The following is a 25,106-nucleotide window of genomic DNA, read 5'->3' as shown; positions in this document are numbered from 1 at the left end:
GTGCCGCCTGCGGGCGGCGGCGACGGCCTGCGCAATCGTGCGGCAGGCCGTCGCTTTTCGACGATGAGGAACCGCTGCATGAATGCCCGTCATGGTGCCGAACCGCACGACACGTTGCGCGCCGCGCTCGCCGCACTGCCCGAGCTCGCGACGGCGATCGGGCGCGACGCCGCGCAACGCGAGGCGCGTCGCGAACTGCCGTTCGAAGGCTTCGCACTCTTTCGCCGTTCCGCGCTCGGCGTGCTGCGGATTCCGGTCGAACGCGGCGGCCTGGGCGGCACGCTGGTCGACCTGTTCGAGACGATCGCGAAGCTCGCGGCCGCCGATTCGAATCTCGCGCACGCGCTGCGCATCCACTACGACCTGACCGAGACGCTGCGGCTGTCGCCGCGCACCCCGTTCAACGACGTGCAGCTCGAGCGCGCGCTGGCCGGTGCGATCTTCGGCGGCGCGTCGACCGAGCGCGGCACGTCGCGGCCGGGCGAGAACACGACCGTGCTGCGCCGCGACGGCGCGCACCATCGCGTGACGGGCCGCAAATACTATTCGACCGGCACCGCGTTTGCCGATTTCGCGCGCATCAACGTGGAGAACGAGCAGGGCGACGCGCTCGCCGTGATCATCCCGGTCGCGCGCGACGGCGTGCAGGTGCTCGACGACTGGGACGGCATGGGCCAGCGCATGACCGCGAGCGGCAGCCTGTTGCTGCACGACGTGCAGGTATTCGCGGACGAAGTCGCGGCCCGCGACGGCTCGACGCTCGTCGGCCGCCATTGCGGCGCGCTGCGGCAGCTTCATCTCGTCGCGACGGGCGCGGGCATCGTGCGCAACGTGGTGGCCGACGCGCGCCGCTACGTGCTCGCGCATGGCCGGCCGGTGCTGCACAGCCCGGCGGCGAGCGCGCGCGACGATCATTTCATCCAGCAGATCGTCGGCGAGCTGTCGGCGCACAGCCACGCGATCGATGCGCTCGTGCGCGACAACGCGCGTGCGCTCGACCGCTCCGCGGACGCGATCGCGGCCGGCGCGGCGGACGCGCACGAACGCGTGCTCGACAGCGCGCTCGCGACTGCGCGCACGCAGCTGATCGTCGGCAAGCTCGCGCTGTACGCGGCCGAACGGCTGTTCGAAGTGGGCGGCGCGTCGGCGACCGCGCGCGTGCACAACCTCGACCGGCACTGGCGCAACCTGCGCACGATCTTCAGCCACAACCCGCTACTGCACAAGGCGCGGGTGATCGGCGACTACGACCTGAACGGCGTGACCACGCACCTGACCGAAGGACGCGTGTTCTGATTCCGCTGCGACCGCAGCCCACTTTCCGGGAGCTCCCCGATGACGACCCGCACCGGCCACCTGCACCTCGGCGCGTTCCTGTATCCGACCGGCCATCACATCGCCGCGTGGCGCCATCCCGGCTCGCAGGCGGACGCCGGTGTCGACTTTCGTCATTACGTGCGGCTCGCGCAGGCGGCCGAGGCCGCGAAGTTCGACCTCGTGTTCCTCGCGGACGGCGTCGGCACGCGCGGCGACGACGTCGAATTCCTGAGCCGCACCGCGCACAGCTACGTCGCGCAGTTCGAGCCGCTGACGCTGCTGTCGGCGCTCGCGGCCGTCACCGAACGCATCGGCCTCGTCGGCACCGCGTCGACGAGTTTCAACGAGCCGTTCCACATCGCGCGCAAGTTCGCGTCGCTCGACCACATCAGCGGCGGCCGCGCGGGGTGGAACCTCGTCACGTCGTCGAGCGCGCACGAAGCACGCAACTTCAACCGCGATGCGCATTTCGATCACGGCGAACGCTATGCGCGCGCGGAGGAATTCGCCGACGTCGTGCGCGGACTGTGGGACAGCTGGGACGACGACGCGTTCGTGCGCGACCGTGCCAGCGGCCGCTTCTTGGACCCGGACAAGCGCCACGTGCTCGATCATCGCGGCCGGTTCTTCCGGGTGGATGGGCCGCTGAACGTCCCGCGCGCGCCGCAGGGGCAGCCGGTGATCGTGCAGGCCGGCTCGTCGGCGGCCGGCACGCGGCTGGCCGCGCGCACGGCCGAGGTGATCTTCACCGCGCAGCAGACGCTCGACGACGCGATCGCGTTCTACGCAGACGTGAAGGGGCAGCTCGCCGCGTTCGGCCGAGACCCCGACACGCTGAAGATCATGCCCGGCGTCTTTCCGGTGGTCGGTCGCACCGAGAGCGAGGCGAAGGAGAAGTTCGACGCGCTGCAGGCGCTGATCGACCCGAAGGTCGGGCTCGCGCTCGTGTCGGGCCTGACCGGCGGCGTCGACCTGTCCGCCTATCCGCTCGACGGCCCGATCCCGCCGCTGCCGGAAACGAATGCGAGCAAGAGCCGGCAGACGCTGACACTCGAGCTCGCGCGCCGCGAGAACCTGACGATCCGCGAGCTGTACCTGCGCATTGCGGGCGCGCGCGGTCACTGGCAGCTCGTCGGCACGCCGGAGCAGATCGTCGATGCGCTCGAGGAACGGTTCGTGCATTACGGCGCGGACGGCTACAACGTGATGGCGCCGACCTTGCCCGGCGGCCTCGACGATTTCATCGCGCTCGTGCTGCCCGAATTGCGTCGTCGCGGGCTGTTCCGCAGCGACTACGCCGGCAGCACGCTGCGCGATCACCTCGGATTGCGGCGGCCCGCGGCGCGGCGCACGTCGGCCGTGCCCGGCGCCGCGACGGCCGCGGCTGCCTGAGCTCAGCGCCGCAGGCCGGCGTCGCGCAGCAGCGGCAGCACGTGTGCGCCGAAGAAGTCGAGATCCGGCCTGAAGTCGTAGAAGCTCAACTGGATGCCGTCGATGCCCGCTCGATGCAGCCGCACGATGTAGTCGGCGACTTCCTGGGGCGAGCCCGTGATCGAGATGTTGCCGCCGATCGCACGCGCGGCCGCCTGCGCGCGTTGTTCGAAGCCGCCGCGCCACGCATGGGCGTCGCTGTCGAAGCGGTGGAAGCTGCCTTCGTCCGCATGCGCGACGATCGCGTCGCGGTACGCGCGCGCCTCGGCCGCCGTCTCGCGGCAGATCACGAGCGGATTGAGCAGCGTGCGGATCGTCCTGCCGCGCGCGGCGGCCGCCGCCTTCACGCGGGCCGTATGCGCGGGCAGCGCGTCCAGCGCGAGATCGACGTCCGGGCCGGCCGGGCTCGTGACGAACACGATGTCCGAATAGCGGGCCGCGAAATCGATGCCGGCGTCGGAGCCGGTCGCGTTGATCAGCAGCGGGCGGCCGTAGCGCGGCTTCGGCGTGACGAACGCGCCGGAGAGCCGCCAGCTCGACAGCGCGGGCGCATAGCTGAAGTTGTCCGGCTGGGCCCACAGCTGGCTGACCGCGTCGACGAACTCGGCGGCCATCTCGTAGCGCTGGTCGTGCTCGATCCGGTTCCAGCCGAACATCTCGTGTTCGATCGCGCGGTGGCCGGTCACGACGTTGATGCCCCAGCGTCCGCGCGAGATGTGATCGAGCGTCGCCGTGAACTTCGCGAAATGCAGCGGATGCCACGGCCCGTAGAGCACGTGGCTCGTCGCGACGAGGATGATCCGTTCGGTGCGCGCGGTGAGTGCCGCGAGCGTCATGAACGAGTCGAGCGCCTGGCCGTCGAACACGCCGCCGTAGCCGCCTTTCGGCAACCACTGCGACAGCGCGAACACGAGATCGAAGCCGAGCGCCTCGGCGCGCGCGACCAGGTCGGCGTTGTAGTCGAACGTCCAGTCGGTCGAGCGCGGCAGTGTCGAGGCGCTCCAGCCGCCGGCCTGGATCGGCAGGAACAGCCCGAGCATCAGCGGCTGCGCGAGCACGCGCGACGCCGGGCTGTCGGGGAAATCGGCCGGCGAACGGACGTCGACGAACGGCGACGGCACGAGCGGCGCGTCGGCCTGGGCCGTAGCGGATGTGTCGGTCAAAGTTGGCTCCCTGCGCGGCGCGCTGGCGCCGAACGAAAAAATCCGGCACGCGATACCGGCAGTCTTGCCGGACCGATCTGCGTCCTGCCGGCCGGTGGATCGCGTCGCGTCACAGTTGTCCCGGCCGCGGGTCGGGCACGAAGCCGTCGCGGTTCGGCATCGTGACGCGCGGCAGCGTGCGCGCGTCGAGCGTCGTGTCGTCCGGCACGATGCCGTTCAGGTGCAGCACGTAGGCCGTGACCGCATAGACTTCGTCCGCGCTCAGCGATTGCGGTGCGTTGTACGGCATCGCGCGGCGGATGTAGTCGAACAGCGTCGTCGCATACGGCCAGTAGCTGCCGACCGTCTTTTTCGGCTTCGCGCCGGCCAGCGAGCCAAGGCCGCCGACGAGCGGATCGCCGACGCCGCCCTGGCCGCCGGCACCGTGGCACATCGCGCACTTGTCGGCGAACACGTGCGCGCCGCGCGCGACCGTGCCCGTACCGGGCGGCAGGCCGCTGCCGTCGGGCGCGACGTCGATGTCCCATGCGGCGAGCGCCGCGCGGTCGAGCGGCTGACCGAGGCCGAAGCCGGCACCGAACGCGGGTAAAGCAGACGACGTGAGTGCGCCCGACACGACCGCGCACGATGCGAGCCGACGCACGATCGTGTTACGCATTGCGCACCTCCCCGTCCGCGCCGACGCGCCAGTTCTGGATGCCGTTGTAGTGGTATTGCGAGTTGACGCCGCGTGCGGCGACGAGCGCGTCGCGGGTCGGCTGCACGTAGCCCGTTTCGTCGGTCGCGCGGCTTTGCAGGTCGGCGGGCTCGCCGTTCCAGACCCAGTCGGCTTCGAAGCGCGTCAGCGCGCGATCGCGCACGTCGCCCGCGAGCCGTGCGGCGCGCCAGGTGCGGCCGCCGTCGGTCGAGACGTCGACCGCGCGAACCCGGCCGCGCCCCGACCACGCATAGCCGCTGATCGGGTAGTAGCCGTGCGATGCGAGCCGGTGGCCGGCCGACGGGCGTGTGATCACCGATTTCGCGTCCATCTCGAACACGAACTGGCGGGCGCAGCCGTTCGGCAGCAGGCTCGTGTATTTCGATGTTTCCTCGCGCGTCATCTCCGGCGCGCGCACGAGCTTCAGCCGTCGCAGCCACTTGATGTTCGTGTTGCCTTCGAAGCCCGGCACGATCAGCCGCACCGGGTAGCCGTTCTCGGGGCGCAGCCGCTCGCCGTTCTGCGCATAGACGACGAGCGCGCGTTCGAGAATCCGGTCGAGCGGCAGGCTGCGCGTCATCGCCGCGCCGTCCGCGCCTTCGGCGAGCAGCCACTGCGCGGCCGGATCGATGCCCGTTTCGTCGAGCAGCGTCGACAGCCGCACGCCCGTCCATTCGCAGCACGACAGCAGTCCGTGCGTGAACTGGACGGGCAGGCCGCTCGGGCCGTTCCATTCGCTGCCGGTATTGCCCGAGCATTCGAGGAAGTGGATCCGCGATTCGGACGGAAAGCGCAGCAGGTCGTCGAGCGTGAAGCTGCGCGGCTCGCGCACGAGGCCGTGCACGACGACGCGGTGGCGTTGCGCATCGATCTCGGGCACGCCCGCGTGATGGCGCTCATAGACGAGGCCGTTCGGCGTGATGTCGCCGAACAGGTCGGCGAGCGGCGTCATCGACGAGCCGGAGCCGGGCAGTGCCGGCGTGCGCGCGCTGCGACGGATGACGTCGCGTTCGTGCGCGCCCGGCAGGCCATACGGCGGCGACAGCAGCGGTGCGCCCGGTGTGCGCGTCCACGGCGGCACGTCCAGCGGGGCGATCGGTGCAAGCGGCGCGAGCGGCTGGCCCGCGAGCGCGCCGCCGGCCGGCAGCATCGCGGCGGCCCAGCCGCCGGCGAGTTGGCGCAGCGCCGTGCGTCGGCCGGTGCGGCGTGGGCGGGAAGGAGAGTCGGTCATGATCGAAGCCGTGCCGCGCGCGGGCGCGGCAGCATCCGGAAAAACGGACATTCTCGGCAACCGGGCACGACGCGGCAAACAACGATTCCCGCTTTGCTTATCGCGCCGCGCCCGCTGCGCGAACGCTCAGAACTTCACGCGCAGCCCGCTGACGAACGCGAGCTGCCGATTCGTCGACGATGCGCTGCCGATGTTCGAGATCGCCGCGATCCGGCGATAGCCGCCCGACGTCGCGGTGCTCGCATCGCCCGCGGCCAGCTGGTAGATGCCGGACAGGTAAATGTCGGTGCGCTTGGACAACGCATAGTCGAACCCGAGCGTGAACTGGTGCCAGCGCGGCTTCAGCGTCTGGCCGCCGGTGCCCGGCAAGCCGCTCGCGCGTCCGTCGGTGAACGTGTAGACGCCGATCAGCGTCGCCGCCGGCGTGATCTGGTAGCGCCCGTTCACGTCGTAGTTGTTGAACTTGCGCGACGAGCCGTCGACATAGTCGAGCTGCGTGTGGCTCCACGCGAAGCCGAGCGTCGCGCGGCCGAGCGCGTAGTTCGCGCCCGCGACGCCGATCTGCTGCTTGCGCACGCCGCCGTTCAGCCCGTAGAAGAACGCGCCGCTGTAGTCGTTGCCGGTCGTCGTGGTCGCGCCGCCCACCGCGCCGCTCGTGTTCGACGTCGCGTTCGGGTGGTTGAGCCGCACGTAGCCGGCGCCCGCCGACAGCGGGCCGTTCACGTAGTTCGCCGACACGCCCCATGCGTTGTTGTTCGAGAAGCCGGTGCCCGCGCCGCCGTTCGCCTGGTTGCTGAACGCGTACAGCACGTCGGCGGTGAAGCCCGCGATCGTCGCGCTGCGGAACTTCACCGCGTTGTTGATCCGGAAGCTCTGGTTCAGGTTGTCGTTGTCGCCGACATGGGTGGCCGGCGACCAGAACCCGGACCCCGCGTACTGCGCGACGAGATCGGTGATCGGCTCGTACTGGCGGCCGAACGTCAGCGTGCCGAGGTCGGCCTTGCTCAGGCCCACGTACGCGGAGCGGCCGAACAGGCGGCCGCCCTGGCCGAGCCCGCCGTCGCTCGGCCGGAAGCCGCTTTCGAGCGTGAACACGGCCGCCAGGCCGCCGCCGAGATCCTCGCTGCCTTTCAGGCCCCAGCGGCTGCCGCTCAGCTTGCCGCTCGTCTGCTGGATGTTGCTCGCACCGCCCTGACTGTTCGTATAGGCGAAGCCGGCGTCGACGACGCCGTACAGCGTGACGGAACTCTGCGCATGCGCGCCGATGGAACCGATCGAAACCAAACCCAGGACTACCGATTTCTTGATCATGAATAACCTCTGTTTTTATGGGTACGTCTGCGAGGATCACGATGCTATTGACGTCGGTCCGGTCGACGAACGTTCGATCCGTGGTTTGCAATTCGCTGCGCGAGCGAATTGCAATGCGTGCCGATGCACGCTCGACGCGCGCGCCGCGATCGCGTCCGGCACGCGTGCTGCGGCGGACGCATTGGCATCGATGGCAAACATCGCGCGACGGCCATGCGCGGTCGTGCGCATATCGATCGATGAAATCGTTGGATATCGCCACGCGATCCGTTCGGATGACGATGTTTTTATGCAACGCGGCTCTGTGAGACGCGCAGCCGATGCGGTAGGCACGCCTGCATATCGATTCCGCAAAACGTTGGTAGGGCCGCGCGATGCAAGGCTGTAGAGTCGGGCATCCGGCCGCGATGCCGGCCAGCGCCGGGCGCAGCGCACGCTGCGTGCAGCCCGGTCGAACCACGAATAGGGGAGCCGTGTGAAATGAGTCGGGATGTGTTGTTTCTGCTGGAACCGGGCTTTGCCGATCCGAAGTATCCGGGCCGACACTTCGTCTGTCCGCACGGACTGGCGATCGAAGGCCTGCTTGCGAGCGCGCCCGACCGGGCCGGCCGCCTCGACGTGCGCCGGGTCGGTTTCGAACGGCCGCGGCACGCGGTGATCGACGTGCTCGACGACGCGCATCAGGGCCTGCCGGTGCTCGTGCTCGGTAGCGCACAACCGGCGCCGGACGATGCGCAAGCGCTCGGCACGGTGCGCTTCGTCACCGACCCGCGCCGCATCCTCGACCTGCTGGCCGAGCGCCACGGTTTTCCTTCGCTGCATTGACGCGCGCCGGCCGTCGCGCACGGCGGCTTCCTTTTTCCCTCTACCGTTCAATCGACAGGAGTATCCGATGGCGTCAACTTCGGCGGCACGTCGCCGCCTGCTGCTCGCCGGCGCCGCGATCGCAGCGGGCCCCGTGGCCGCGCGGGTCGCGCTTGCCGCGCCGACCGTCAACGCCGATCTTGCCGGCACTACGCTGCGCGTCGCGACCTACAAGGGCGGCTGGCGCGCGCTGCTGCAGGCGGCTGGCCTGAGCGACACGCCGTACCGGATCGAGTGGCGCGAGCTCAACAACGGCGTGCTGCACATCGAGGCGCTGAACGCCGATGCGCTCGACCTCGGCTCGGGCAGCGAGATTCCCGCGGTGTTCGCCGCACGCCAGAAGGCCAGCGTCCGGTTCATCTCGCGTACGCGGGAAGATCTGAACAACCAGGTCACGCTCGCGCGCAAGGACACGCCGATCCTTGGTATCGCGGACCTGAAGGGCAAGCGCGTCGGGTACGTGCGCGCGACGACGTCGCACTATTTCCTGTACCGGCAGCTTGCGGAGGCCGGCCTCGGTTTCGACGACATCCATCCGATCAACCTGTCGCCGGCCGACGGGTTGTCCGCGTACGACCGCGGCGACCTCGACGCGTGGGCGATCTACGGCTACAACGGCCAGCTCGCGCGCAACCGTTACGGGGCACGCGTGCTGAAGACGGGCAAGGGCTATCTGTCCGGCAATTTCCCGATCTATGCGAACCCGCGCACGCTGGACGACCCGCGTCGGCGCGCGGCGACCGGCGATCTGCTGCTGCGGTTCCAGCGCGCCTATGCGTGGGCGAACGGGCATTTCGGCGCCTATGCGCGCGTGCAGAACGGCGAAACGCGTGTGCCGGTTGCCGATCTCGAAGCGATGTTCGCGCAGCGCAGCGACGACTACGCACTGCTGCCCGTCACGCCTGACGTGATCGCGCAGCATCAACGAGTTGCGGACGTATTCGCGCGAATCGGCGTGCTGGATGGGCCGGCCAACGTCGCGCCGTTCTGGGATACGTCGTTCAACGCGCTGGTGGCGTCGGCGTAATGCGCGACAGGCGCTTCAAACACCGGTAGGTGATGCACGGGCGCGGGAAGGGCGAATCCTCCGTGACGGGAGATCCGCATGGTCGGCCGCCTGCGCGGCGAACGGCCGGTCGTCGTGCGTGCAGTTGCGCGGCTGGCGGATCCCGACGCCCGTGCCACGACAGGCAGGCGCAGGCGCCGAAGCGGGCGCGCCCGGCGCGAATCCGGTCGCGCGGACCGAATCAGGAGAACGTCGATCAGGCGAACGTCGATCGGGCGAACGTCGATCGGGCGAACGTCGATCGGGCGAACGTCGATCGGGCGAACGTCGATCAGGCGAACGTCGTCGCGACCATGATGCCGAACACCAGGCCGAGCGCGATGCCGGTCAGCCGGCCGTAGATCGAGGCGCGCACATTGTCGTCGAGCTCGAACGGCGAGCGCTTGTGCTTCCATACGGTGCTGAATGCCACCGGGCGGGTCAGCAGCACGGTGCACGCGATCAGCACCGGCATCGCGACGAGCATCGCGATGCGCGGCCCGGTCCAGTCGACGCCATGCATCATCAGCGAAACGAGCACGGCGAGCGGCACCTCGACGCACAGGCCGAGCAGCGAGCCGCCGACGAAGGAATCCCCCGGTGATTGGAACATGGTCGGTCCGTCCGTTCGAATGAAAGCCGCGCCCGTTTTCGCGCCGTTGAAAATGGTGACCGCGGTCCGTACTGATGACCATGGTCGATCGTGTGGCCGGATGTTAAGGCAAATTGTCGACCGGTTGTCGGCTATTCAAGCTATTTAACAAATGTTCGCTGGAAACCGGGTATCTTGCGCGGATCGGGACGATTCGCCGGGGTAGCCGCCGGCCACGCCGTTCCGGCAGACGGCGCCGGGGCGCCGACGCGACGTGACCGAGCGGGCGGCGCGTGCGCTTGAAGCCAACCAGGGGACTGCAACATGATGGACATTCCGACCAACCATCCGGCGACGATCGCCTGCAAGGTGTGCGGTGCCGACGCGGACATCTGCGGCGTGGTCGATTTCTCGCGCTGCGGCGCCGACATGATCGCCGGGAAAAAGGTCGATCCGTTCGTGGGCGTGCCGATCTACTACTACGCGTGCCGGCAATGCGGATTCACGTGTACGCCGGCCTTCGACCGCTGGACGCACGACGATTTTGCGCGTCACGTGTACAACGACGACTACGCGCGCCACGATCCGGAGTATCTCGAGCATCGTCCGCAGCAGCACGCCGACCTGATCTGCACGAGCTTCCCGTCGATGCGCGAGACTCGCATTCTCGATTTCGGCTCAGGGCTCGGGCTGCTGGAAAAGAAGTTGTCCGCGCGCGGCTTCGCGGATGTGACTTCGTATGATCCGTTCAGCCATCCCGTCGCGCCGCAGGGGCAGTTCGACTCGATCCTGTCGTTCGAGGTCTTCGAGCATCATCCGGATCCTCGCAGCCTGTTCGCCGACATCATCCGCTACCGGGGGCCTGCCGGCGCACTGCTGTTCCAGACGTCCCTGATCACGCCGGAGATCCTGGCGCGCGGGATCGAGCAATGGTGGTACTGCGTGCCGCGCAACGGGCATATTTCGTTCTATACGAGCCAGGCGCTGACACTGCTGGCGACGCAGCATGGGCTTGAATTCGGCTCGTTCAGCCCGGAGCTGCACGTGGTTTTCGATCGTGCGGCGGCGCCGGGGTGGCTTGCGAAATTCTTTTAGTGAAAGGGGCGCGTCGAGTCGATCGCGACATCGGCCGCGCGTTCGTCCTAGAAACGATCGATCACGCCGAACTGGATACCGCGCACCGACGCACCCGGCCACGAAGGCGTGAGGCCGGTCACGTTCACGCCTCTCAGCGTATAGGCGGCCTGGCCGCGGTTGTGAAGCCAGGCGGCACTCGCATAGACCAGCATCCGCTTCGACACATCGTATTCGCATGCCGCGCTGAACTGGTCGGCATCGTTGTCGCGGCCCGACCGGTCGCGCAGCCACGTATAACCCAGCGACGCGCGAAAACGCGCGTTCACCGCGTAGCGCGCGGAAGCCGACACGCCGTCGTTGTGATATCGGGGCGTTCCGCCGTCGCCATTGAAATATGATAGGAAAGCCGTCACCGGGCCGAACGCATAGGACACGCCGCCGAGGTTGGCGCGCAGTGCGCCGCTGCCGTGAGTTTGCTGGCGCGCGTACGAAATGCGCAGCGGGCCGTCATGCCAGGCGAACGTCTCGATATGGCCTGCCAGCCCGTTGCCGTCGCCGTCCTTCGCGTCGCGCAACGACACCATGATCGTGGTCGAAAAGCCGTGCACCTCGGGGGACAGGTACGTGATCGCATTGCTTTCGTACGGCGTGATTTTCGACAGATTGTTCAGCCCCGACGCGATCGTGCCGGCACCGAACGCATCGAGCTGCCCCTTGAACGGGATGTAGATCGGCGAATACTGACGGCCGACCCGCACCGTGCCGTAGCGTGAGCTCACGCCGATCCAGGCCTGGCGGTTGAACAACGTGTTGGCGACGGCCAGGGTGCCGTCCGCCGAGCCGAAGCCGTTCTCGAGATCGAACAGGATCTTCACGCCGTTGCCGATATCCTCCGCGCCGCGCACGCCGATGCGCGAGCCGCGATACGCGCCGGAATCCATCCGCGCGACGTAACCCGCGCCGGGATTCGTGATCTCGATGCTCGTGTCGATCGTGCCGTACAGCGTCACGCTGCTTTGCGCATGGGCCGCGGACGCGTGTGCGGCAATGGCCGTTGCGGCCGCACCGATGCGCAGTGCGAAACGCGTGACGGCCGCCGGCCGGCGCGATCGGCGGTGTCCCGGCGTGAGGTCGTGATTTCGGGTGCGGGAAGCGGGAAAGGAATGATTCATGGACAACGGTGGCATGCAGTCAAGACAGTGAGGTGACGCGCTGAATGCGGGACGGTGCGGCAACCCTCGCCACCCCATCCCGCACGCGATCCGGTCGATTCCGGCGCTTACTTGCTGTCGGGCAGGGCGTAAGCCACCACGTAGTCGCCCCGATCGGGCGACTGGCGCGCGCCGCCTGCCGAGATGACGATGTACTGCTTGCCGCCGATTGTATAGCTCATCGGCGTGCCCTGGCTCCCCACCGGCAACCGTGCCTTCCACAGTTCCTTGCCCGTCGAGCTGTCGAACGCGCGCAGGTAGTAGTCCTGCGTCGCGGCGAAGAACACGAGACCGCCGCCGGTCGTCAGCGAGCCGCCGATGGTGGGCATGCCGATCGGTGACGGCATGTTCATCTGCACGCCGTGAAGGCGCGTGTCCTTCACGGTACCGAGCGGGACTTGCCATGCGATGCGGCGGGTTTTCAGGTCGACCGCGGTGAGGCTGCCGAACGGCGGCTTCTGGCACGGGATGCCGATCGGCGAGAGGAAGCGGTCCTTCAGCACCGAGTACGGCGTGCCGCCGAGCGGCACGGCACCCATGCCCGCGTTCACCGATTCGTTGCCGTTGGAGGTGCCGCCGCGGTGCTTCTCCTGCTCCAGATGGACCCACAGGCCCAGGCGCATGTCGTTCACGTAGATCATGTCCGCGTTCGGATCGTACGACAGGCCGCCCCAGTTCATGCCGCCGAGCGAACCCGGGAAGCTGAGCGAGCGATCGGTGTCCGGCGCGGTGAAGAGGCCGTCGTAGCGCATGCCGCGGAAGATCACGCGGCACATCAGCTGGTCGATCGGCGTGACGCCCCACATGTCCGAATCCTTGAGCACGTCGGCGCCGATCTGCGGCATGCCGACGGACAGCGGCTGGGTCTTCGAATACGGCTCGTTCGGAATCGACGCGGTCTTGACCGGATGTTCGACGACCTGCGTCAGCGGCTTGCCGGTCACGCGGTCGAGCACGAACAGCTGGCCCATCTTGGTGCCGACGATCAACGCCGGCACGCGCTTGCCGCCTTCCACGGGGAACTCGATCAGCGTCGGCTGCATCGGCACGTCGTAGTCCCAGAGGTCGTGGTGGACCGTCTGGAAGTGCCACTTTTCCGCGCCCGTCGTGGCGTCGAGTGCAAGGAGGGACGCGCCGTACTTCTCGTCGAGCGCGGTGCGCTTCACGCCCCACAGGTCGATCGCCGCGTTGCCCACCGGCATGTAGATCGTGTTCGACGTCGCGTCATAGGTCATCGGCGCCCACACGTTCGGCGTCGAGCGCACGAAGGTCTTGCCTTGCGCCGGCTGAGCGTGATCGTCCGGATTGCCCGGATCGAACGCCCACTTCATCTTGCCGGTCATCACGTCGAAGCCGCGGATCACGCCGCCGGGCATGTCGAGCGACACGTTGTCGGCGACACGGCCGCCCGTGACCACCGTCGTGCCCGCGACCGTCGGCGGGGACGTGAGCTGGTACAACGGGCTCTTCGCGTTACCGAGGCCGGCCTTCAGGTCGACGATGCCGTGATCGCCGAAGCCGTCGCACAGCTTGCCGGTGTCCGCATCGAGCGCGACGAGCTTCGCGTCGATCGTGTTCATGAAAATGCGGCGGCGGCACACGGCCGGATCCCCGGACGCGGCGACCGCCAGGACCGGCGTCGATCCGGCGACGGTCGGCTGCACGAGCGGCTTGTCCGCATCGAAGTACGCGAGGCCGCGGCAGCGGACCCAGACCGTCGTTTTGGTCGGGAACGCATGGCGCCATTTCTCCGTGCCCGTCGCGGCATCCACGGCGATCACGGTGTTGTGCGGCGAGCACAGGAACAGCGTCTTGCCGACCTGCAGCGGGGTTTGCTGATCTTCCGAGCCGCCGCCGTCCGGGCTGAGCGGCGTGTCGCCGGTGCGGAACGTCCACGCGACCTGCAGGTGCTTCACCGTGTCGCGATCGATCTGCGCGTAGCGCGCGAAGCGGTCGCCGCCGTCCGAGTGACCGTAGGCCGTCCAGTCGTCGGTACCTGCATTGCCGGCCGCCGGCACGGGCGTCTCGGTGCCGAACGTGCCGTGCGGCACGAACATGCCGTAGACGAACGCGCCGTTGCAGGCGAGCAGGAGTGCGGCAATGCCCCATGCCATGCCGCGTGCGGGTGCCTTGCCTTCGGCACGGCGCAGCAGCGGCCAGACCGCCGCGAGCAGCATACCGATCATCGAGAACATGAAGATCCGCGCGTTGAGCGGCCAGAACGCGAAGCCGACTTCCCACACGGCCCACAGCGCCGTGGCGATCAGCATCACGAGGTAGATCGCGACCGCACTGGCGCGGCGCCGGACGAGCTGGACGCCGGTCGCACACAGGGCGAGCCCGGCCAGCAGGTAGTACGCGCTCCCGCCGCGGGCGACGAGCATGCCGCCGCCGATGACGAAATAGAGGCCGAGAAGCAGCGAGAGCGCGCCCGCGGCGATCAGGCCGATTCGGGCGGAAGCACGAATCGGCTCTGCAGGGGATTGCTTGGACATGAGTGTCTTCTTATCCGTTTGCGCCGGGCTGCATCGAAAGGCGGGAAGAGGGCGCGGTGGGTGGCCCTGTCCGAACACATGGAGGAGACGCCGCGTGGCATGCACGCGCGGGCGCGGGCTTCGCAGGTCCTGATCGTGCAGCCTGGTTAGCTGTGGAAATTAACTAAACGGTGCATTTTAAGGGCGAACCGGAGATTTTGCTCGCCCTTTTTTTCGTCGATTCTTGTTAGATTGGTTGAAAGTGTGTTGCAGGCGCTCACGACGGGCAGCCGTCTCGATCGGTCTTGCGCCCGGGCGCAGCGTCGCCGCGACCGTGTCCTCGCTGATCCTTGTGTCGCGGGATTCGTGCTGCAAAGGAGGGAGATTGAGGCAGGTCAACCGCATTCATCACGTCGGCGATACAGTCGATTTCAGCGCTTGCGCAGGACGGCGCGCGGAACTCACGGTGTTGCAGGACATTGACGATGAAACGACGGGCGTTGGCGGTTGGCATGCTGCTTGCGTTGGGCGCCTGTGCCGGCGCGGCGCGGAACAACGCGTTCAGGTCGACGGAAACGCAACTGCTTGCGGCGCGTCAGGCCGCGTCGCTGCAGTGTGCGACGCCATCCGAATGCGACCGCGCGTGGAGCCGCACCCGGCGCTACATCGACGCGCATTCGTCGACCCGGGTGACGCGATTCAGTGCCGATCGGATCGAAACGGCGCAACCGTATCTGGCCGGCGCAGTCTATCTGTGGGCTTCCCGCGCGGCTTCAGGCGACGGCGGCGCGGTGATCCGGCTCAAGGCAATGTGCAAGGGTATGTATGACGGCGATGGCGGCTCGGGCTGGCAATACGATGCGTGCGCAACAAAAATCCTCGAGATCGAGCAAGGCTTCCGGTCCGACGAGAACCTGCCGCGTTCGCCGCCGATGCCGTCGCCGCCGGTCGTACCGCGATGACTCGGCGTCGCCCGTCCCGGCGCGCCGCACGCAATCACGTCGCGCCGCAGGCTTGACGGCCGACGGTCTCGTGTCGCGCCGGTCTCCCGGTGTTTTCAAACCGCTAACGGCGTAGCGAGCGACGCCATTGCGCCGGCGACCGATGCCGAGGCACGCCGCCGGGCATCATGCCACCTTGAGCGCGGAAAGCTGCAGCGCCTCCGCGAAGCGGGCCAGTGTGGCGATCGATCCCGTCACGCTTTCGTACCGCTCGCGCCCGATCTGCCCGTCGAGTGTCACCAGCATGCCGGCGTCGCGGGCAAGCGCGACGAGTGCCAGCGTGTCGAGCGCGGCTGTGCCGAACGTATTGGACGTATTGGACGTGTTGGACGTGTCGGATGCGGCGGCCCGCATCCCTGAATCGGAACGATAGTCGGCGTGTGACATGACGTCTCTCCTGGTTGTTTTGCGATCGGTGTGCCGGGCAGCCGGTATCCGTGGTTCCAGTATCGTTGCCGCGCGCCCCCGATTCAATCAGCCTGCTCCGAAGCCGAGGTAGGAATCCCACCCGTTTCGTCGGCGGATTCCTACACGGCGCGTGACATCGAAAACGCATTGCAGCGGGCCGGCGCGTACTCCCGACGGCGTGCGTGCCCGTTTCCGGTCGAGTGCCGGATCGCCGCGGGCGGATTCGCAGTACGCCAACAGCGCCAGATCACGCGATCGATCATCCCTTCGTCCGCGGGCAACGCGCGAACGCGATCCGTGCAGACCGTGATCGTGGTGCTGTTGACCAGAAAGCGCCACGGTCGGGCGTTGTGGCTGGACGGAGCCAGCACCGCGTAGCCCGGCACCGACCTCGGATCGTGGTCGGGACGGGTGCTTGCGGCAAGCGGGGGAACGGATATCATCGATCATCTCCAGGTCGCCGCGAGGGCGCCGTCACGCCACTTCATCGTGTCAGCGACCGTCAGGCGGGCCGGGGACCCACGTCAAGCGCCCGTCATCGGGCCGAACGCACGCGGTGCAGGGCGACTAGCCTTGGATAGCGAAGCGCGCGAAACCGGGCGCGCAGGGAGGCGAGCATGCTTGCGATGATGTTTGACGGCACGACGCCGCATTTGCGCGAAGCGCGCGTGCCGGATCCGTCGCCCGCGGCGGGCCAGCTGCTGATCGACGTCCACGCATGCGGCGTCTGCCGGACCGATCTCCACGTCGTCGATGGCGAGCTCGCGCACCCGAAGCTGCCGCTGATTCCGGGTCACGAAATCGTCGGGACGGTGCGCGGGCTGGGCGAAGGCGCGACGGGCTTCGCCGTCGGCGACCGGGTGGGCGTGCCCTGGCTGGGCTCGACGTGCGGGCATTGCGCGTATTGCACGTCCGGCCGCGAGAATCTGTGCGACACCCCCGGATTCACCGGCTATACGATCGACGGCGGCTATGCCGAGTGCGCGCTCGCCGACCATCGCTATTGCGTGCATCTACCGCAGCGCTATTCCGACCTGGAAGCCGCGCCGCTCCTGTGCGCGGGCCTGATCGGTTATCGCACCCTGCGGATGGCGGGCGACGCGCGCCGCATCGGCATCTATGGCTTCGGTGCGGCGGCCCATCTCGTCGCGCAGGTCGCGCATTGCGAAGGACGCAAGGTGTTCGCGCTGACGAAGCCCGGCGACACGGCCGCGCAGCAGCTCGCGCTGTCGCTGGGTGCCGCATGGGCCGGCGGCAGCGACGAAGCGCCGCCGGAGCCGCTCGATGCCGCGCTGATCTTCGCGCCCGTGGGGGCGCTGGTGCCGGCCGCGCTGCGCGCGCTCGACAAGGGCGGGATCGTCGTGTGCGGCGGCATTCACATGAGCGACATCCCGGGCTTTCCGTATGCGTGGCTGTGGGGCGAGCGCCGCATTGCGTCGGTGGCCAACCTGACACGCGCGGATGCGGTCGAATTCATGCGGATCGCGGCCGCGATGCCGCTGCGGGTCGAGGCGGTGCGCTATGCGCTGACCGACGCGAACCGCGCACTCGACGATCTGCGCGGCGGCCGCGTATCGGGCGCCGCCGTGCTGGGCATGCGCGGTTGATCGGCTCGACGGCTTCGCGGCGCGCTCAGATCTGCTGCAGGCCTTCCGAATCGACGATCCGGATCTGCTTGCCTTGCGCCGCGACGAGCCCCTTGTGCTGGAACTTCGACAGCATGCGGCTGACCGTTTCGAGCTTCATGCCGAGATATTCGCCGATCTCGTCGCGCGTCATCCGCAGCACGAATTCCGCGGCCGAGTAGCCGCGTGCCTTGAAGCGTGCAGACAGATTCAGCAGGAACGCAGCCACCCGCTGTTCGGCGCTCATCGTGCCGAGCAGCAGCATCTGCGAGGATTCGCGCACGATCTCGCCGCCCATCATCTGGTACACGTGGTGCTGCATCGGGCGCACTTCGCGGCACATCTGCTCGAGCTGGCCGAACGGGATGATGCAGACCGTGCTGTCCTCGAGCGCGATCGCGTCGCCGTTGTGGTGCCCGGTGTACACGCCGTCGAGTCCGAGCGACTCGCCGACGATCTGGAAGCCGGTGATCTGCTCGTCGCCGTCGCGATGCATCACGATGGTCTTGAACGACCCGGTTCTCACTGCGTAGATGCTGTTGAACGCATCGCCCGCGCGAAACAGCGTTTCGCCGCGCTTGACGTGGCGCGTCGTGCAGATCATCGCGTCGACGCGCGCGAAATCGTCGGGCGACAGATCGGACGGCATGCAGACGGTACGCAATGCGCACGTCGAACAGCGGGATGCGGCGCGCTTGGGTTGATCCGCCGGTTCGACGCGATGCAGCGGGATGAACGGGCGCATCGGCATGGTCGTCGTGGCTTCGGCGCTGCTGTGCATGATCGGCTCCAGTTCGGGGACAGCGGCGGCTCGCCGTCGGGCGGGGTCGCGCTGGCCGTTGTACCGGCGGCTTTGGTCGCTGCCGCCTTCCTCTCGGGAAAGCCCCGCCGGACGCGCCGGGAGGCCACCACGCCGGTCTCGGCGATGACGCTGCCCGTGCTCCGGGAGGCACGTTTGCTCGTTTTTCTCGATGCGAAGTATGGACGTTGCGCGAGGTCAAGAAAATCAGCCGGAATTGAAGTTGAAGTAGGGGAGTGGGAAGTCTTGTAGGAGGTTTCCTACAAGGGTGCGGCGTCTTGTCGCGATCGTTGCGGGCGTGTGCCGACATGGGCCGCGGAAAGTCATCGCCGCACCGGCCTGGCTGTCGTCGCCGATGTCGTCAGGACAGCCGGGCCGGGGACGCGATCGTGCCCGATGCCGCCGTCAGAGTTCGTCAGGGTCCTCGAGCAGCCTGTGGCGCATCGCGTAGCGCACGAGTGCCGTGTCGTTCGGCATCTGCATCTTCTCGAGGATTCCGCCCCTGACGAGGGCGTGGTCGCCGGCGACGAGTACCCGGATCATGACGGCCCGTCTCGTTGCTGGATGGCGTGAAGCGGCAGCGCCACGGTGATCGTGAATCCCGCGCCCGGCCGGTTGTCGATCGTCACCGTGCCGTCGAGCACGTGCGCGCGCTCGCGGATGCCGATCAGGCCGAACGACGGACGGTCCTGCGCATCGTGGCCGTTGCCGGGCGCGCCGTGACCGTTGTCCGCGATGCGCAGCATGTAATAACCGTCTTCCACTTTCAATGCCAGCTTCACGTTCGTCGCGTCCGAGTGTCGCGCGACGTTGGTCAGCGCCTCCTGAACGATGCGGAACAGCGCGGTTGCGCCAGCGCCGGTGAATGCGGTATCGACGGGCGGGAGATCACGGTCGACCGTGATCCTGTAACGGCGCGTGAAATCGTTTGCAAGCCATTCGATCGCCGGGACGAGACCCAGGTCGTCGAGCATCACCGGCCGCAGGTCGGCCGCGATGCGCCGGACCGACGCAACGGTTGAATCGATCAGCCGATGCATGCCGCCCAGCTGCTCGCGCACGGCGGTGCCGGGGGTGGCACCGCCCGCGAGCCCCCGCTCGACGGCCGAAAGATCCATCTTGAGCGCAGTGAGTTGCTGGCCGAGGTCATCGTGCAATTCGCGCGCGATCCGCGTTTTCTCTTCCTCCCGCACGTTCTGCAGGTTGGCGGACAGCTCGCGCAGTTCCTCGCGCGACTGCTTGAGCGCATTTTCTGCGCACACCCGCTCGGTCACGTCGCGCAGCATGACCGTGTATAGCTTGCCGGTGCCGTCGCGAATCTGCGAGATCGACGCCTCGATCGGAAACTCGGTGCCGTCGCCGCGCAAGCCGAACAGCACGCGTTGCCGCCCCATCTGGCGCTCCGACACGCCCGTCACGCCGAACTGTTCGATGTGTCGCGCATGCGCGGCGCGAAAGCGCTCGGGGATGAAGCGGGACAGCGGCGCGCCGATCGCCTCCATCGCGCAGACGCCGAACACGTGTTCGGCGGCCGGGTTGAAGATCACGATCGTCTGGCTTTCGTCGACGGTGATGACGGCCTCCATCGACGACCGGATGATGCCCATCATCCGGGCCTCGGTGGGTTGGCTGTCGCCGGCGGGGGCAAGCGTTCGTTTCGCGACGACCTGCCGCACGAGCGCGGCCAGCGTCAGCGAGAGCGCGATGCCTGCCAGCAGCACGGCCGTCGCGGCGCCCGCCGTGGCGGCGCGTGGCGCGCTGTAGTGCAGCGCGAGCGGCGTGCCGCCGAACGTCAGCGTATCGGTTCGCGTGAACGCGTCGCGGGCGCCGGCGCCGACGACGAAGCCGGAACCGCCGAAATACGCGGGCGCCGCGGGATTGTCGGCCACGATTTCCAGGCGCAGCGGATCGAGCAGGGAGGGATCGACGAGACGATCCGGATTCAGCGCGGCATAAACGTACCCGGTCGCCGTTGCGTGCCGCGGCCCGGACGCCGTGCCGTCCCCGGCGTTGGCATTGGCGTTGGCGTAAATCGGCAGGTAAAGCGTCAGCTCCATCCGGGCAAGCGTCGCAGCGGTGCCGTCCTTAATCGCGCTCGCGGCAAGCGCGACCTCGCCGGTTTCCGCCGCGCGCTGCAGCGCCTGCCGGGTCGCCTGATCGTCCTCCGCGGCGCTCGGCTCGATTCTCCCGATGCTGTGGACCGGCGACTGCAATCCGTCCAGATCGAGACCGGTGAGATAGCGGCGCCATGCCGCGCCGGATGGCGGCGCAGGCAGTGCCGATGCGAACCCGCGGGCGCCGTGCAATACGGCAGCGGCGCCGAGTAGACTGCGGCGCAGCGCGGCCGTCGCGCGCGTCGCGGATTGCTCGAACCTTGCGTGGGCGGCGTGTTGTGCGTCGTTCTGCAGTACCCGGAATGCCGCAAATGTCGCAGTCAGGCCGAGCGCCAGCGTCAGCACCGCGGCCAAGGCGGCATATCGCCCGGGCCGGATCCGGTGCGGACCCGGCCCGGCCTTCAAGGGGGGCGCATTCACTGTCATTGCCGTTCATCCTGACGGATTTCGTCGACGGCTGGCTGGCGGCGAGCGGGACGCGGGGCACGAACGGCTGGGCGGGCCGCAACTGCGATATCGCACGGAATTGTGCGCGTTTTGCTCGCGTTCGCCAATCGGGACCGATGCGCAAGAGGCGCCGCCGCGCGTGTTTGACCCGTGTCAACGGACCAGCGTCCGCCGCGATCAGACTGGCTTCACGAACCGGTCGAACCGGGACGACAGCGGGGAGGCGTCATGTACCCAAGGATCTTTGCGGCACTCGACGGCAGCCGTGGCGCGCGCCTCGCGCTCGACGAGGCGATCTCGCTCGCCGCGCTGCGGGCAGTCTGCGGGCAGCCGCGAGCGGCTGCCCCGTTTTCGCTCGCTCAGTGAGACAGCAGGACCGGCACCGTCATCGTTTCGAGGATCGTGCGCGTCGCGCCGCCCAGCACGCGTTCGTGCATGCGCGCATGGCTGTACAGGCCCATCACCAGCAGATCCGCATGCAGGTCGGTCACCCGGTTCAGCAGCGTCGCGCCCACGCTCACCGGCCGTTCGCGCGGCGTGGTCGAGAACGACGCGCGAATGCCGTGCCGTTCGAGATACGCGGCGACGTCGACGCCCGCCGGCGTCTGGTCCGGATCGGGTTGCCCGCGGGTGACCGTCTCGACGTTGACGAAGCGCGCGCGGGCGAGCAGCGGCAATGCGTCGGCCATCGCGCGGGCGGCTTCGCGCCCGCCGTCCCAGCCGATCAGCACGTTCTCGCCGAGCGTGCGCACTTCGCCCGCGTAGGGCACGACGAGCGCCGGCCGTCCGCTGCCCATCACGACGTCCTCGACGAAATGACGTGCGACGTAGGTCAGCCGATCGTCGGGGTCTTCCTGGCCGAGCACCAGCAGATCGGCATGGCGCGCGTGCAGGACCGCGGCGGCGGTCGCTTCGCCGGCCGGCGCCTGCCATTCGACATGGTTGTGCCCCGCGCGCTCGGCGGCGGCGAGGAATCGCTCCTCGGCCTCCTTGCGCCGCTGTTCGCACAGGCGTTCGTAGACGGCCAGCTTCAGCGGTTCGTCCGGCCGCCGCAGCGGCTCGAGAAGGTCCTGGCAAACCACGTAGAGACCGATCAGATGGGCGTTCCAGCGTCGCGCGAGCTGGAGCGCGAGGTCGACGCGCGTCGCACAGCGCTCGCTGTCGTCGAGATGGACGAGCAGGGTCTTGTAGCTCATGACGGCTCCTTTTCGGTTGATGCCGCGGCGGTTTCGGCGGGCGCCTGCACGGCGCAGCTCGCCGGTATCATCAGGACCGGGCACGTGGCCTGACGCAGCACGCGCTCGGCCACGCTGCCGAGGAACATGCGCCGGAAACCGCGCCGGCCATGCGTGCCGATCACGACTAGGTCGGCGCCGATCTCGCCGGCGAGACCGACGATCCGGTGCGCAACGTCTTCGCCGGCCGGCGCGACGTTGGAGATCTGCGGCGTGCCGGCCACGTCGCGCGCTTTCATGCGGCGTGCCGCGTCATCCGTGACGCGCAGTCCTTCCTCGCGGAATGCATCGACCAGGATCGACGGATCGTATCCGTATGCGTCGTAGGCCGGCACCAGGAAGTCGACGACGTAGACCGGGGTCAGCCGCGCACCCGTCTCCGCCGCGAGGTTCAGCGCGGCGTCGAGTGCGCGGGACGACGTATCGCTGCCGTCGAGCGCGACCAGAATGTTCGAGTACATGACGTTTCCCTTCAACGGATGCCGATGGAACCATCATCGGCGCGTATGCGCCGCTCGCGCTGATCTGGATCAAGCGTCGCGATTGGCGCGCAGCACGCGCACCGCGGCGCGCGCCGCGACCCACGCCTCGTTGGTCGGCTCGACGACCACCGCGACCGCACTCGACGCGCACGACACGACATGCGCATGATCGGCATTCGCGCGCGCGTCGAGCGCGATGCCGAGCCAGCCGAGCGACGCGCAGATCCGCTCGCGCAACACCGCCGAGTGTTCGCCGATGCCGGCCGTGAAGACCAGCATGTCGAGGCCGCCGAGCAGCGCGGTCAGCGCGCCGGTCTCGCGCACGATGCGATGGACGTACAGCGCCAGCGCATCGCGGGCAGCTTCGTCCCCGGCCGCCTCGCGCGCGAGCAGCACGCGCGGGTCGCCCGACGCGCCCGACACGCCCTTGAGCCCCGATTCGTGATACAGCATGTGTCCCAGTGCGTCGCCGGACAGCTTGCCGGCCTCGAGCAGGTGCAGGACGACACCGGGATCGAGCGTTCCGCTGCGGGTGCTCATCATCAATCCGTCGAGCGCCGAGAAGCCCATGGTCGTCGCGACGCTGCGGCAGTCGCGCAGCGCGCACAGGCTCGCGCCGCTGCCGAGATGGGCGGCGATCACGCGGCCGTGCGCACGCGCGCCGAACGACTCGTCGAGCGCGACGGACAGGTATTCGTACGACAGCCCATGGAATCCGTAGCGGCGCACGCCCTGGTCGAACCACGCATGCGGCAGCGGCAGCAGCTGCTCGACGCGCGGCAGTGTGCGATGAAACGCCGTGTCGAACACGGCGATCTGCGGGACGTCCGGAAACGCGTCGCGCAGCACGTCGATCGCGTCGAGGCTGTGCGGCTGATGCAGCGGCGCGAGCGGCGTCAGCGTGCGCAGCGCGTCCAGCACGTCGTCGTCGACGACCGCCGGCTCCACGTATCGTGGGCCGCCGTGCACGACGCGATGCGCGATCGCGCCCAGCGCGACATGCGGCAACTTCACGCGGATCCACGTCGCGATCTGCGCGAGCACGGCGCGGTAGGGATCGTCCGCCGTGCCGAGCGGCAGCGAGCTGTTGGGCTCGGCGTCGAAGCGGATCGACACGCTGTTGCCGGCGGCGACCGCTTCGCCTTCGTGCAGCGGCCGCCGCGCGGGGTCGCCGTGCGGCGGGTGGGCAAAGAGCGCGAACTTCACGCTCGACGAACCGGCATTGACGACGAGCAGGGCGAGCGTACGCATCGGCCGGCTCAGTGCGACATCAGCACCGGCAGCGTCATCGACGCCAGCACCGTGCGGGTGGCGCCGCCCATCACCAGCTCGCGCCAGCGCGGATGGCCGTAGGCGCCCATCACGAGCAGGTCGGAACCCGTTTCATAAGCGCGCGACAGCAACGTGTCGCCGATCGCCGGGCCGGCGCCGGCATCGATGTCGAGCACGTTCACGTCGCGTGCGTGGCGCGCCAGCATCAGCGCGGCATCGGCGGCCGGAATGCGTGTGGCCGCCGCTTCCGAAGCGCCGTCGACCACGGCGGCGACCGTCGTGCGCTTCGCGTGTTCGAGAAAGGGCAGCGCGTCGTGCGCGGCGCGGGCCGCCTCCCGGCTGCCGTCCCACGCGACGAACACCCGCTCGCCGACCGACGGGAATTCGCCCGCGTACGGCACGAACAGCACCGGGCGGCCGGCGGACAACACGAGGTTCTCCGGAAACTGGTCGTCGATGTAGGTCTCGGGATCGTTCGGGTCGCTCTGGCCGGCGATTACGAGGTCGGCCAGGCGCGCGGCGCGCGGCACGGCCAGGTTCGCGCGCTCGTCGGCACGCACCCACGCGGCCGGCACTTTCGCGCGGGCCGTCTCGGCATGGAACAGGCGTTCCAGCGCGGCGAGCCGTTCGTCGCGCTGTGCGCGTTGCTCGCGGAAGTAATCGGCGGACCCGGCCATCACGTAGAACGAATGCGGTTCCGGCGTGTAGACCGCGAACAGGCCGGTCAGATGCGCACCGAAGCGCCGGGCCAGACGCAGCGCGAACTCGAGGCGCGAATGCGCGCGGGCGCTCGTATCGAGGTGCACGACCATGCTCTTGTAGCTCATCGGAATCGCTCCATCGACGGGGGAACCGCCAGTGCAAACCAGTCTACGGAGCAGGGTTTCCGCGTACTTGACTCAGATCAACGGCTCCCTTGCGCGATGCCCGCACAGTGAAGCGGTCGCGATGCCGATCCCGGGCAGGCGGCATGAGGCGGGATGCCAACCGATCGACCGGATCGAACGAGGGAGGCCGATGAGTACGTACGCTTTGACGACACCGAATGACGCTTGCCGCGCGGGCTGCGATCTCGCGCTGCGCATGGTCGCGCTGACTAGCGACTGGCAGCACGAATGGCATGCGCTGGCAGGGCGGCGCATCGAGCGGGACCGCGCAGCGGTTCGCCACCTGCAGCAGGCGCTGGCGGACACGAACGAGTGGACGGCCCTCGGCGAGGCGACCCGGCAGGCGATGCGCGACTACGCGATCGCGAGCGTCGCGATCGGGCTGCACGCGCATTCGTCGGGCGACGTGCCGGCGCGCGTGCC

At 68.5% G+C, this 25,106-nt stretch carries 24 protein-coding genes and 3 pseudogenes; 10 read left to right on the top strand and 17 right to left on the bottom strand.

The features are described from left to right. Positions 1-78 precede the first annotated feature (78 nt). Together U4Y91_RS32830 and U4Y91_RS32825 are read left to right on the top strand one after the other, a co-directional pair. Entirely contained in the window at positions 79-1,296 is a 1,218-nt protein-coding gene (locus U4Y91_RS32830) for an acyl-CoA dehydrogenase family protein (RefSeq protein ID WP_321808554.1), read from the top strand. Positions 1,297-1,335: 39 nt separating this feature from the next. Next, entirely contained in the window at positions 1,336-2,709 is a 1,374-nt protein-coding gene (locus tag U4Y91_RS32825; protein ID WP_321808553.1) for an LLM class flavin-dependent oxidoreductase, read from the top strand. Between the two features lie 2 nt (positions 2,710-2,711). Here the strand turns inward: U4Y91_RS32825 and U4Y91_RS32820 are convergent, their stop codons facing one another. From U4Y91_RS32820 to U4Y91_RS32805, 4 genes are all read right to left on the bottom strand, one after another. Then, positions 2,712-3,911 (bottom strand): LLM class flavin-dependent oxidoreductase, encoded by a 1,200-nt coding sequence (locus tag U4Y91_RS32820; RefSeq protein ID WP_321808552.1) that lies wholly within the window; start codon positions 3,909-3,911, stop codon positions 2,712-2,714. A gap of 109 nt (positions 3,912-4,020) precedes the next feature. Further along, the gene (locus U4Y91_RS32815) at positions 4,021-4,569 is read right to left on the bottom strand and encodes a cytochrome c (protein ID WP_321808551.1); all 549 of its coding nucleotides are present in this window, start codon (positions 4,567-4,569) and stop codon (positions 4,021-4,023) included. After that, positions 4,562-5,839 (bottom strand): sulfite dehydrogenase, encoded by a 1,278-nt coding sequence (gene soxC, locus U4Y91_RS32810; protein ID WP_321808550.1) that lies wholly within the window; start codon positions 5,837-5,839, stop codon positions 4,562-4,564. The genes U4Y91_RS32815 and soxC overlap by 8 nt, the downstream gene beginning before the upstream one ends. A gap of 126 nt (positions 5,840-5,965) precedes the next feature. Next, a complete protein-coding gene (locus tag U4Y91_RS32805) occupies positions 5,966-7,150 on the bottom strand; it encodes a porin (RefSeq protein WP_124528609.1) in 1,185 nt (394 codons plus the stop codon). Between U4Y91_RS32805 and U4Y91_RS32800 the strand changes: the two genes are divergently transcribed. From U4Y91_RS32800 to U4Y91_RS32790, 3 genes are all read left to right on the top strand, one after another. After that, complete coding sequence (locus U4Y91_RS32800; protein ID WP_321808549.1) at positions 7,149-7,538, top strand: hypothetical protein; 390 nt, start codon at positions 7,149-7,151, stop codon at positions 7,536-7,538. The genes U4Y91_RS32805 and U4Y91_RS32800 overlap by 2 nt on opposite strands. Before the next feature lie 92 nt (positions 7,539-7,630). Beyond that, positions 7,631-7,975: a DUF3088 domain-containing protein gene (locus tag U4Y91_RS32795; protein WP_321808548.1), complete on the top strand. Its 345-nt coding sequence runs from the start codon at positions 7,631-7,633 to the stop codon at positions 7,973-7,975. Between the two features lie 67 nt (positions 7,976-8,042). Beyond that, complete coding sequence (locus U4Y91_RS32790) at positions 8,043-9,041, top strand: ABC transporter substrate-binding protein (protein ID WP_321808547.1); 999 nt, start codon at positions 8,043-8,045, stop codon at positions 9,039-9,041. Between the two features lie 310 nt (positions 9,042-9,351). Here U4Y91_RS32790 and U4Y91_RS32785 read toward each other — a convergent pair whose 3' ends face one another. Beyond that, positions 9,352-9,672, bottom strand: coding sequence for a hypothetical protein (locus U4Y91_RS32785; RefSeq protein ID WP_321808546.1), 321 nt, complete (start codon positions 9,670-9,672; stop codon positions 9,352-9,354). Between the two features lie 303 nt (positions 9,673-9,975). On the opposite strand from U4Y91_RS32785, the gene U4Y91_RS32780 reads away from it, so the two are divergent. After that, positions 9,976-10,746 (top strand): class I SAM-dependent methyltransferase, encoded by a 771-nt coding sequence (locus tag U4Y91_RS32780; RefSeq protein WP_321808545.1) that lies wholly within the window; start codon positions 9,976-9,978, stop codon positions 10,744-10,746. A 47-nt stretch (positions 10,747-10,793) separates the two neighbouring features. Here the strand turns inward: U4Y91_RS32780 and U4Y91_RS32775 are convergent, their stop codons facing one another. The 3 genes from U4Y91_RS32775 to U4Y91_RS32765 form a co-directional block, all read right to left on the bottom strand. Next, positions 10,794-11,915 (bottom strand): porin, encoded by a 1,122-nt coding sequence (locus tag U4Y91_RS32775; RefSeq protein ID WP_321808544.1) that lies wholly within the window; start codon positions 11,913-11,915, stop codon positions 10,794-10,796. 92 nt (positions 11,916-12,007) lie between these two features. Then, positions 12,008-14,434, bottom strand: coding sequence for a membrane-bound PQQ-dependent dehydrogenase, glucose/quinate/shikimate family (locus U4Y91_RS32770; protein ID WP_321808543.1), 2,427 nt, complete (start codon positions 14,432-14,434; stop codon positions 12,008-12,010). A 256-nt stretch (positions 14,435-14,690) separates the two neighbouring features. Beyond that, a complete protein-coding gene (locus tag U4Y91_RS32765) occupies positions 14,691-14,927 on the bottom strand; it encodes a hypothetical protein (protein ID WP_321808542.1) in 237 nt (78 codons plus the stop codon). Between U4Y91_RS32765 and U4Y91_RS32760 the strand changes: the two genes are divergently transcribed. Continuing rightward, a complete protein-coding gene (locus U4Y91_RS32760; RefSeq protein ID WP_415750523.1) occupies positions 14,899-15,375 on the top strand; it encodes a hypothetical protein in 477 nt (158 codons plus the stop codon). The genes U4Y91_RS32765 and U4Y91_RS32760 overlap by 29 nt on opposite strands. Before the next feature lie 165 nt (positions 15,376-15,540). Here the strand turns inward: U4Y91_RS32760 and U4Y91_RS32755 are convergent, their stop codons facing one another. Then, on the bottom strand, positions 15,541-15,801 hold the full coding sequence (locus tag U4Y91_RS32755; RefSeq protein ID WP_321808540.1) for a hypothetical protein: 261 nt from the start codon (positions 15,799-15,801) through the stop codon (positions 15,541-15,543). A gap of 140 nt (positions 15,802-15,941) precedes the next feature. Next, positions 15,942-16,265, bottom strand: coding sequence for a hypothetical protein (locus U4Y91_RS36845; protein ID WP_415750522.1), 324 nt, complete (start codon positions 16,263-16,265; stop codon positions 15,942-15,944). Positions 16,266-16,439: 174 nt separating this feature from the next. Here U4Y91_RS36845 and U4Y91_RS32745 point away from each other — a divergent pair, with 174 nt between their 5' ends. Next, positions 16,440-17,429: a zinc-dependent alcohol dehydrogenase family protein gene (locus U4Y91_RS32745; RefSeq protein ID WP_321808539.1), complete on the top strand. Its 990-nt coding sequence runs from the start codon at positions 16,440-16,442 to the stop codon at positions 17,427-17,429. A gap of 25 nt (positions 17,430-17,454) precedes the next feature. On the opposite strand, the gene fnr is transcribed toward U4Y91_RS32745, so the two are convergent. The 3 genes and pseudogenes from fnr to U4Y91_RS32730 all read right to left on the bottom strand — a co-directional run bounded on the left by fnr (position 17,455) and on the right by U4Y91_RS32730 (position 20,786). Continuing rightward, positions 17,455-18,228 (bottom strand): fumarate/nitrate reduction transcriptional regulator Fnr, encoded by a 774-nt coding sequence (fnr, locus tag U4Y91_RS32740; RefSeq protein ID WP_321808538.1) that lies wholly within the window; start codon positions 18,226-18,228, stop codon positions 17,455-17,457. 423 nt (positions 18,229-18,651) lie between these two features. Continuing rightward, positions 18,652-18,741: pseudogene (locus U4Y91_RS32735) on the bottom strand (DNA-binding response regulator); the annotation flags it as partial. Between the two features lie 44 nt (positions 18,742-18,785). Continuing rightward, positions 18,786-20,786 (bottom strand): PAS domain S-box protein, encoded by a 2,001-nt coding sequence (locus U4Y91_RS32730; protein WP_321808537.1) that lies wholly within the window; start codon positions 20,784-20,786, stop codon positions 18,786-18,788. 249 nt (positions 20,787-21,035) lie between these two features. On the opposite strand from U4Y91_RS32730, the pseudogene U4Y91_RS32725 reads away from it, so the two are divergent. After that, positions 21,036-21,131: pseudogene (locus tag U4Y91_RS32725) on the top strand (universal stress protein); the annotation flags it as partial. Positions 21,132-21,166: 35 nt separating this feature from the next. Here U4Y91_RS32725 and U4Y91_RS32720 read toward each other — a convergent pair. The 4 genes from U4Y91_RS32720 to U4Y91_RS32705 all read right to left on the bottom strand — a co-directional run bounded on the left by U4Y91_RS32720 (position 21,167) and on the right by U4Y91_RS32705 (position 24,623). After that, positions 21,167-22,003: a universal stress protein gene (locus tag U4Y91_RS32720; RefSeq protein ID WP_321808536.1), complete on the bottom strand. Its 837-nt coding sequence runs from the start codon at positions 22,001-22,003 to the stop codon at positions 21,167-21,169. Next, entirely contained in the window at positions 22,000-22,503 is a 504-nt protein-coding gene (locus U4Y91_RS32715; RefSeq protein ID WP_321808535.1) for a universal stress protein, read from the bottom strand. The genes U4Y91_RS32720 and U4Y91_RS32715 overlap by 4 nt, the downstream gene beginning before the upstream one ends. Before the next feature lie 69 nt (positions 22,504-22,572). Next, a complete protein-coding gene (locus tag U4Y91_RS32710; protein ID WP_321808534.1) occupies positions 22,573-23,775 on the bottom strand; it encodes an acetate/propionate family kinase in 1,203 nt (400 codons plus the stop codon). Positions 23,776-23,783: 8 nt separating this feature from the next. Further along, positions 23,784-24,623 carry a universal stress protein gene (locus U4Y91_RS32705; protein ID WP_321808533.1) on the bottom strand — a complete coding sequence of 280 codons (840 nt, stop codon included), beginning with the start codon at positions 24,621-24,623 and terminating at the stop codon, positions 23,784-23,786. Positions 24,624-24,813: 190 nt separating this feature from the next. Between U4Y91_RS32705 and U4Y91_RS32700 the strand changes: the two are divergent. Further along, positions 24,814-25,062: pseudogene (locus tag U4Y91_RS32700) on the top strand (hypothetical protein); the annotation flags it as partial. Positions 25,063-25,106 lie beyond the last annotated feature (44 nt).

It is taken from the genome of Burkholderia sp. BCC1993, assembly GCF_905339865.1.
Taxonomy (GTDB): Bacteria; Pseudomonadota; Gammaproteobacteria; order Burkholderiales; family Burkholderiaceae; genus Burkholderia.
This window is presented reverse-complemented; position numbering and strand designations above follow the sequence as displayed.

Excerpts from the sequence above, each read along its gene's own strand:
- fnr (WP_321808538.1), bottom strand. The coding sequence starts at position 18,228 with ATGCACAGCAGCGCCGAAGCCACGACGACCATGCCGATGCGCCCGTTC.
- U4Y91_RS32825 (WP_321808553.1), top strand. The coding sequence starts at position 1,336 with ATGACGACCCGCACCGGCCACCTGCACCTCGGCGCGTTCCTGTATCCG.
- U4Y91_RS32785 (WP_321808546.1), bottom strand. The coding sequence starts at position 9,672 with ATGTTCCAATCACCGGGGGATTCCTTCGTCGGCGGCTCGCTGCTCGGC.
- U4Y91_RS32745 (WP_321808539.1), top strand. The coding sequence starts at position 16,440 with ATGCTTGCGATGATGTTTGACGGCACGACGCCGCATTTGCGCGAAGCG.
- U4Y91_RS32815 (WP_321808551.1), bottom strand. The coding sequence starts at position 4,569 with ATGCGTAACACGATCGTGCGTCGGCTCGCATCGTGCGCGGTCGTGTCG.
- U4Y91_RS32800 (WP_321808549.1), top strand. The coding sequence starts at position 7,149 with ATGAATAACCTCTGTTTTTATGGGTACGTCTGCGAGGATCACGATGCT.
- U4Y91_RS32795 (WP_321808548.1), top strand. The coding sequence starts at position 7,631 with ATGAGTCGGGATGTGTTGTTTCTGCTGGAACCGGGCTTTGCCGATCCG.
- U4Y91_RS32805 (WP_124528609.1), bottom strand. The coding sequence starts at position 7,150 with ATGATCAAGAAATCGGTAGTCCTGGGTTTGGTTTCGATCGGTTCCATC.
- U4Y91_RS32770 (WP_321808543.1), bottom strand. The coding sequence starts at position 14,434 with ATGTCCAAGCAATCCCCTGCAGAGCCGATTCGTGCTTCCGCCCGAATC.
- soxC (WP_321808550.1), bottom strand. The coding sequence starts at position 5,839 with ATGACCGACTCTCCTTCCCGCCCACGCCGCACCGGCCGACGCACGGCG.
- U4Y91_RS32765 (WP_321808542.1), bottom strand. The coding sequence starts at position 14,927 with ATGCCAACCGCCAACGCCCGTCGTTTCATCGTCAATGTCCTGCAACAC.
- U4Y91_RS32790 (WP_321808547.1), top strand. The coding sequence starts at position 8,043 with ATGGCGTCAACTTCGGCGGCACGTCGCCGCCTGCTGCTCGCCGGCGCC.
- U4Y91_RS32755 (WP_321808540.1), bottom strand. The coding sequence starts at position 15,801 with ATGTCACACGCCGACTATCGTTCCGATTCAGGGATGCGGGCCGCCGCA.
- U4Y91_RS32715 (WP_321808535.1), bottom strand. The coding sequence starts at position 22,503 with ATGTACTCGAACATTCTGGTCGCGCTCGACGGCAGCGATACGTCGTCC.
- U4Y91_RS32760 (WP_415750523.1), top strand. The coding sequence starts at position 14,899 with ATGAAACGACGGGCGTTGGCGGTTGGCATGCTGCTTGCGTTGGGCGCC.
- U4Y91_RS32780 (WP_321808545.1), top strand. The coding sequence starts at position 9,976 with ATGATGGACATTCCGACCAACCATCCGGCGACGATCGCCTGCAAGGTG.
- U4Y91_RS32710 (WP_321808534.1), bottom strand. The coding sequence starts at position 23,775 with ATGCGTACGCTCGCCCTGCTCGTCGTCAATGCCGGTTCGTCGAGCGTG.
- U4Y91_RS32705 (WP_321808533.1), bottom strand. The coding sequence starts at position 24,623 with ATGAGCTACAAGAGCATGGTCGTGCACCTCGATACGAGCGCCCGCGCG.
- U4Y91_RS32830 (WP_321808554.1), top strand. The coding sequence starts at position 79 with ATGAATGCCCGTCATGGTGCCGAACCGCACGACACGTTGCGCGCCGCG.
- U4Y91_RS32720 (WP_321808536.1), bottom strand. The coding sequence starts at position 22,003 with ATGAGCTACAAGACCCTGCTCGTCCATCTCGACGACAGCGAGCGCTGT.
- U4Y91_RS36845 (WP_415750522.1), bottom strand. The coding sequence starts at position 16,265 with ATGATATCCGTTCCCCCGCTTGCCGCAAGCACCCGTCCCGACCACGAT.
- U4Y91_RS32730 (WP_321808537.1), bottom strand. The coding sequence starts at position 20,786 with ATGACAGTGAATGCGCCCCCCTTGAAGGCCGGGCCGGGTCCGCACCGG.
- U4Y91_RS32775 (WP_321808544.1), bottom strand. The coding sequence starts at position 11,915 with ATGCCACCGTTGTCCATGAATCATTCCTTTCCCGCTTCCCGCACCCGA.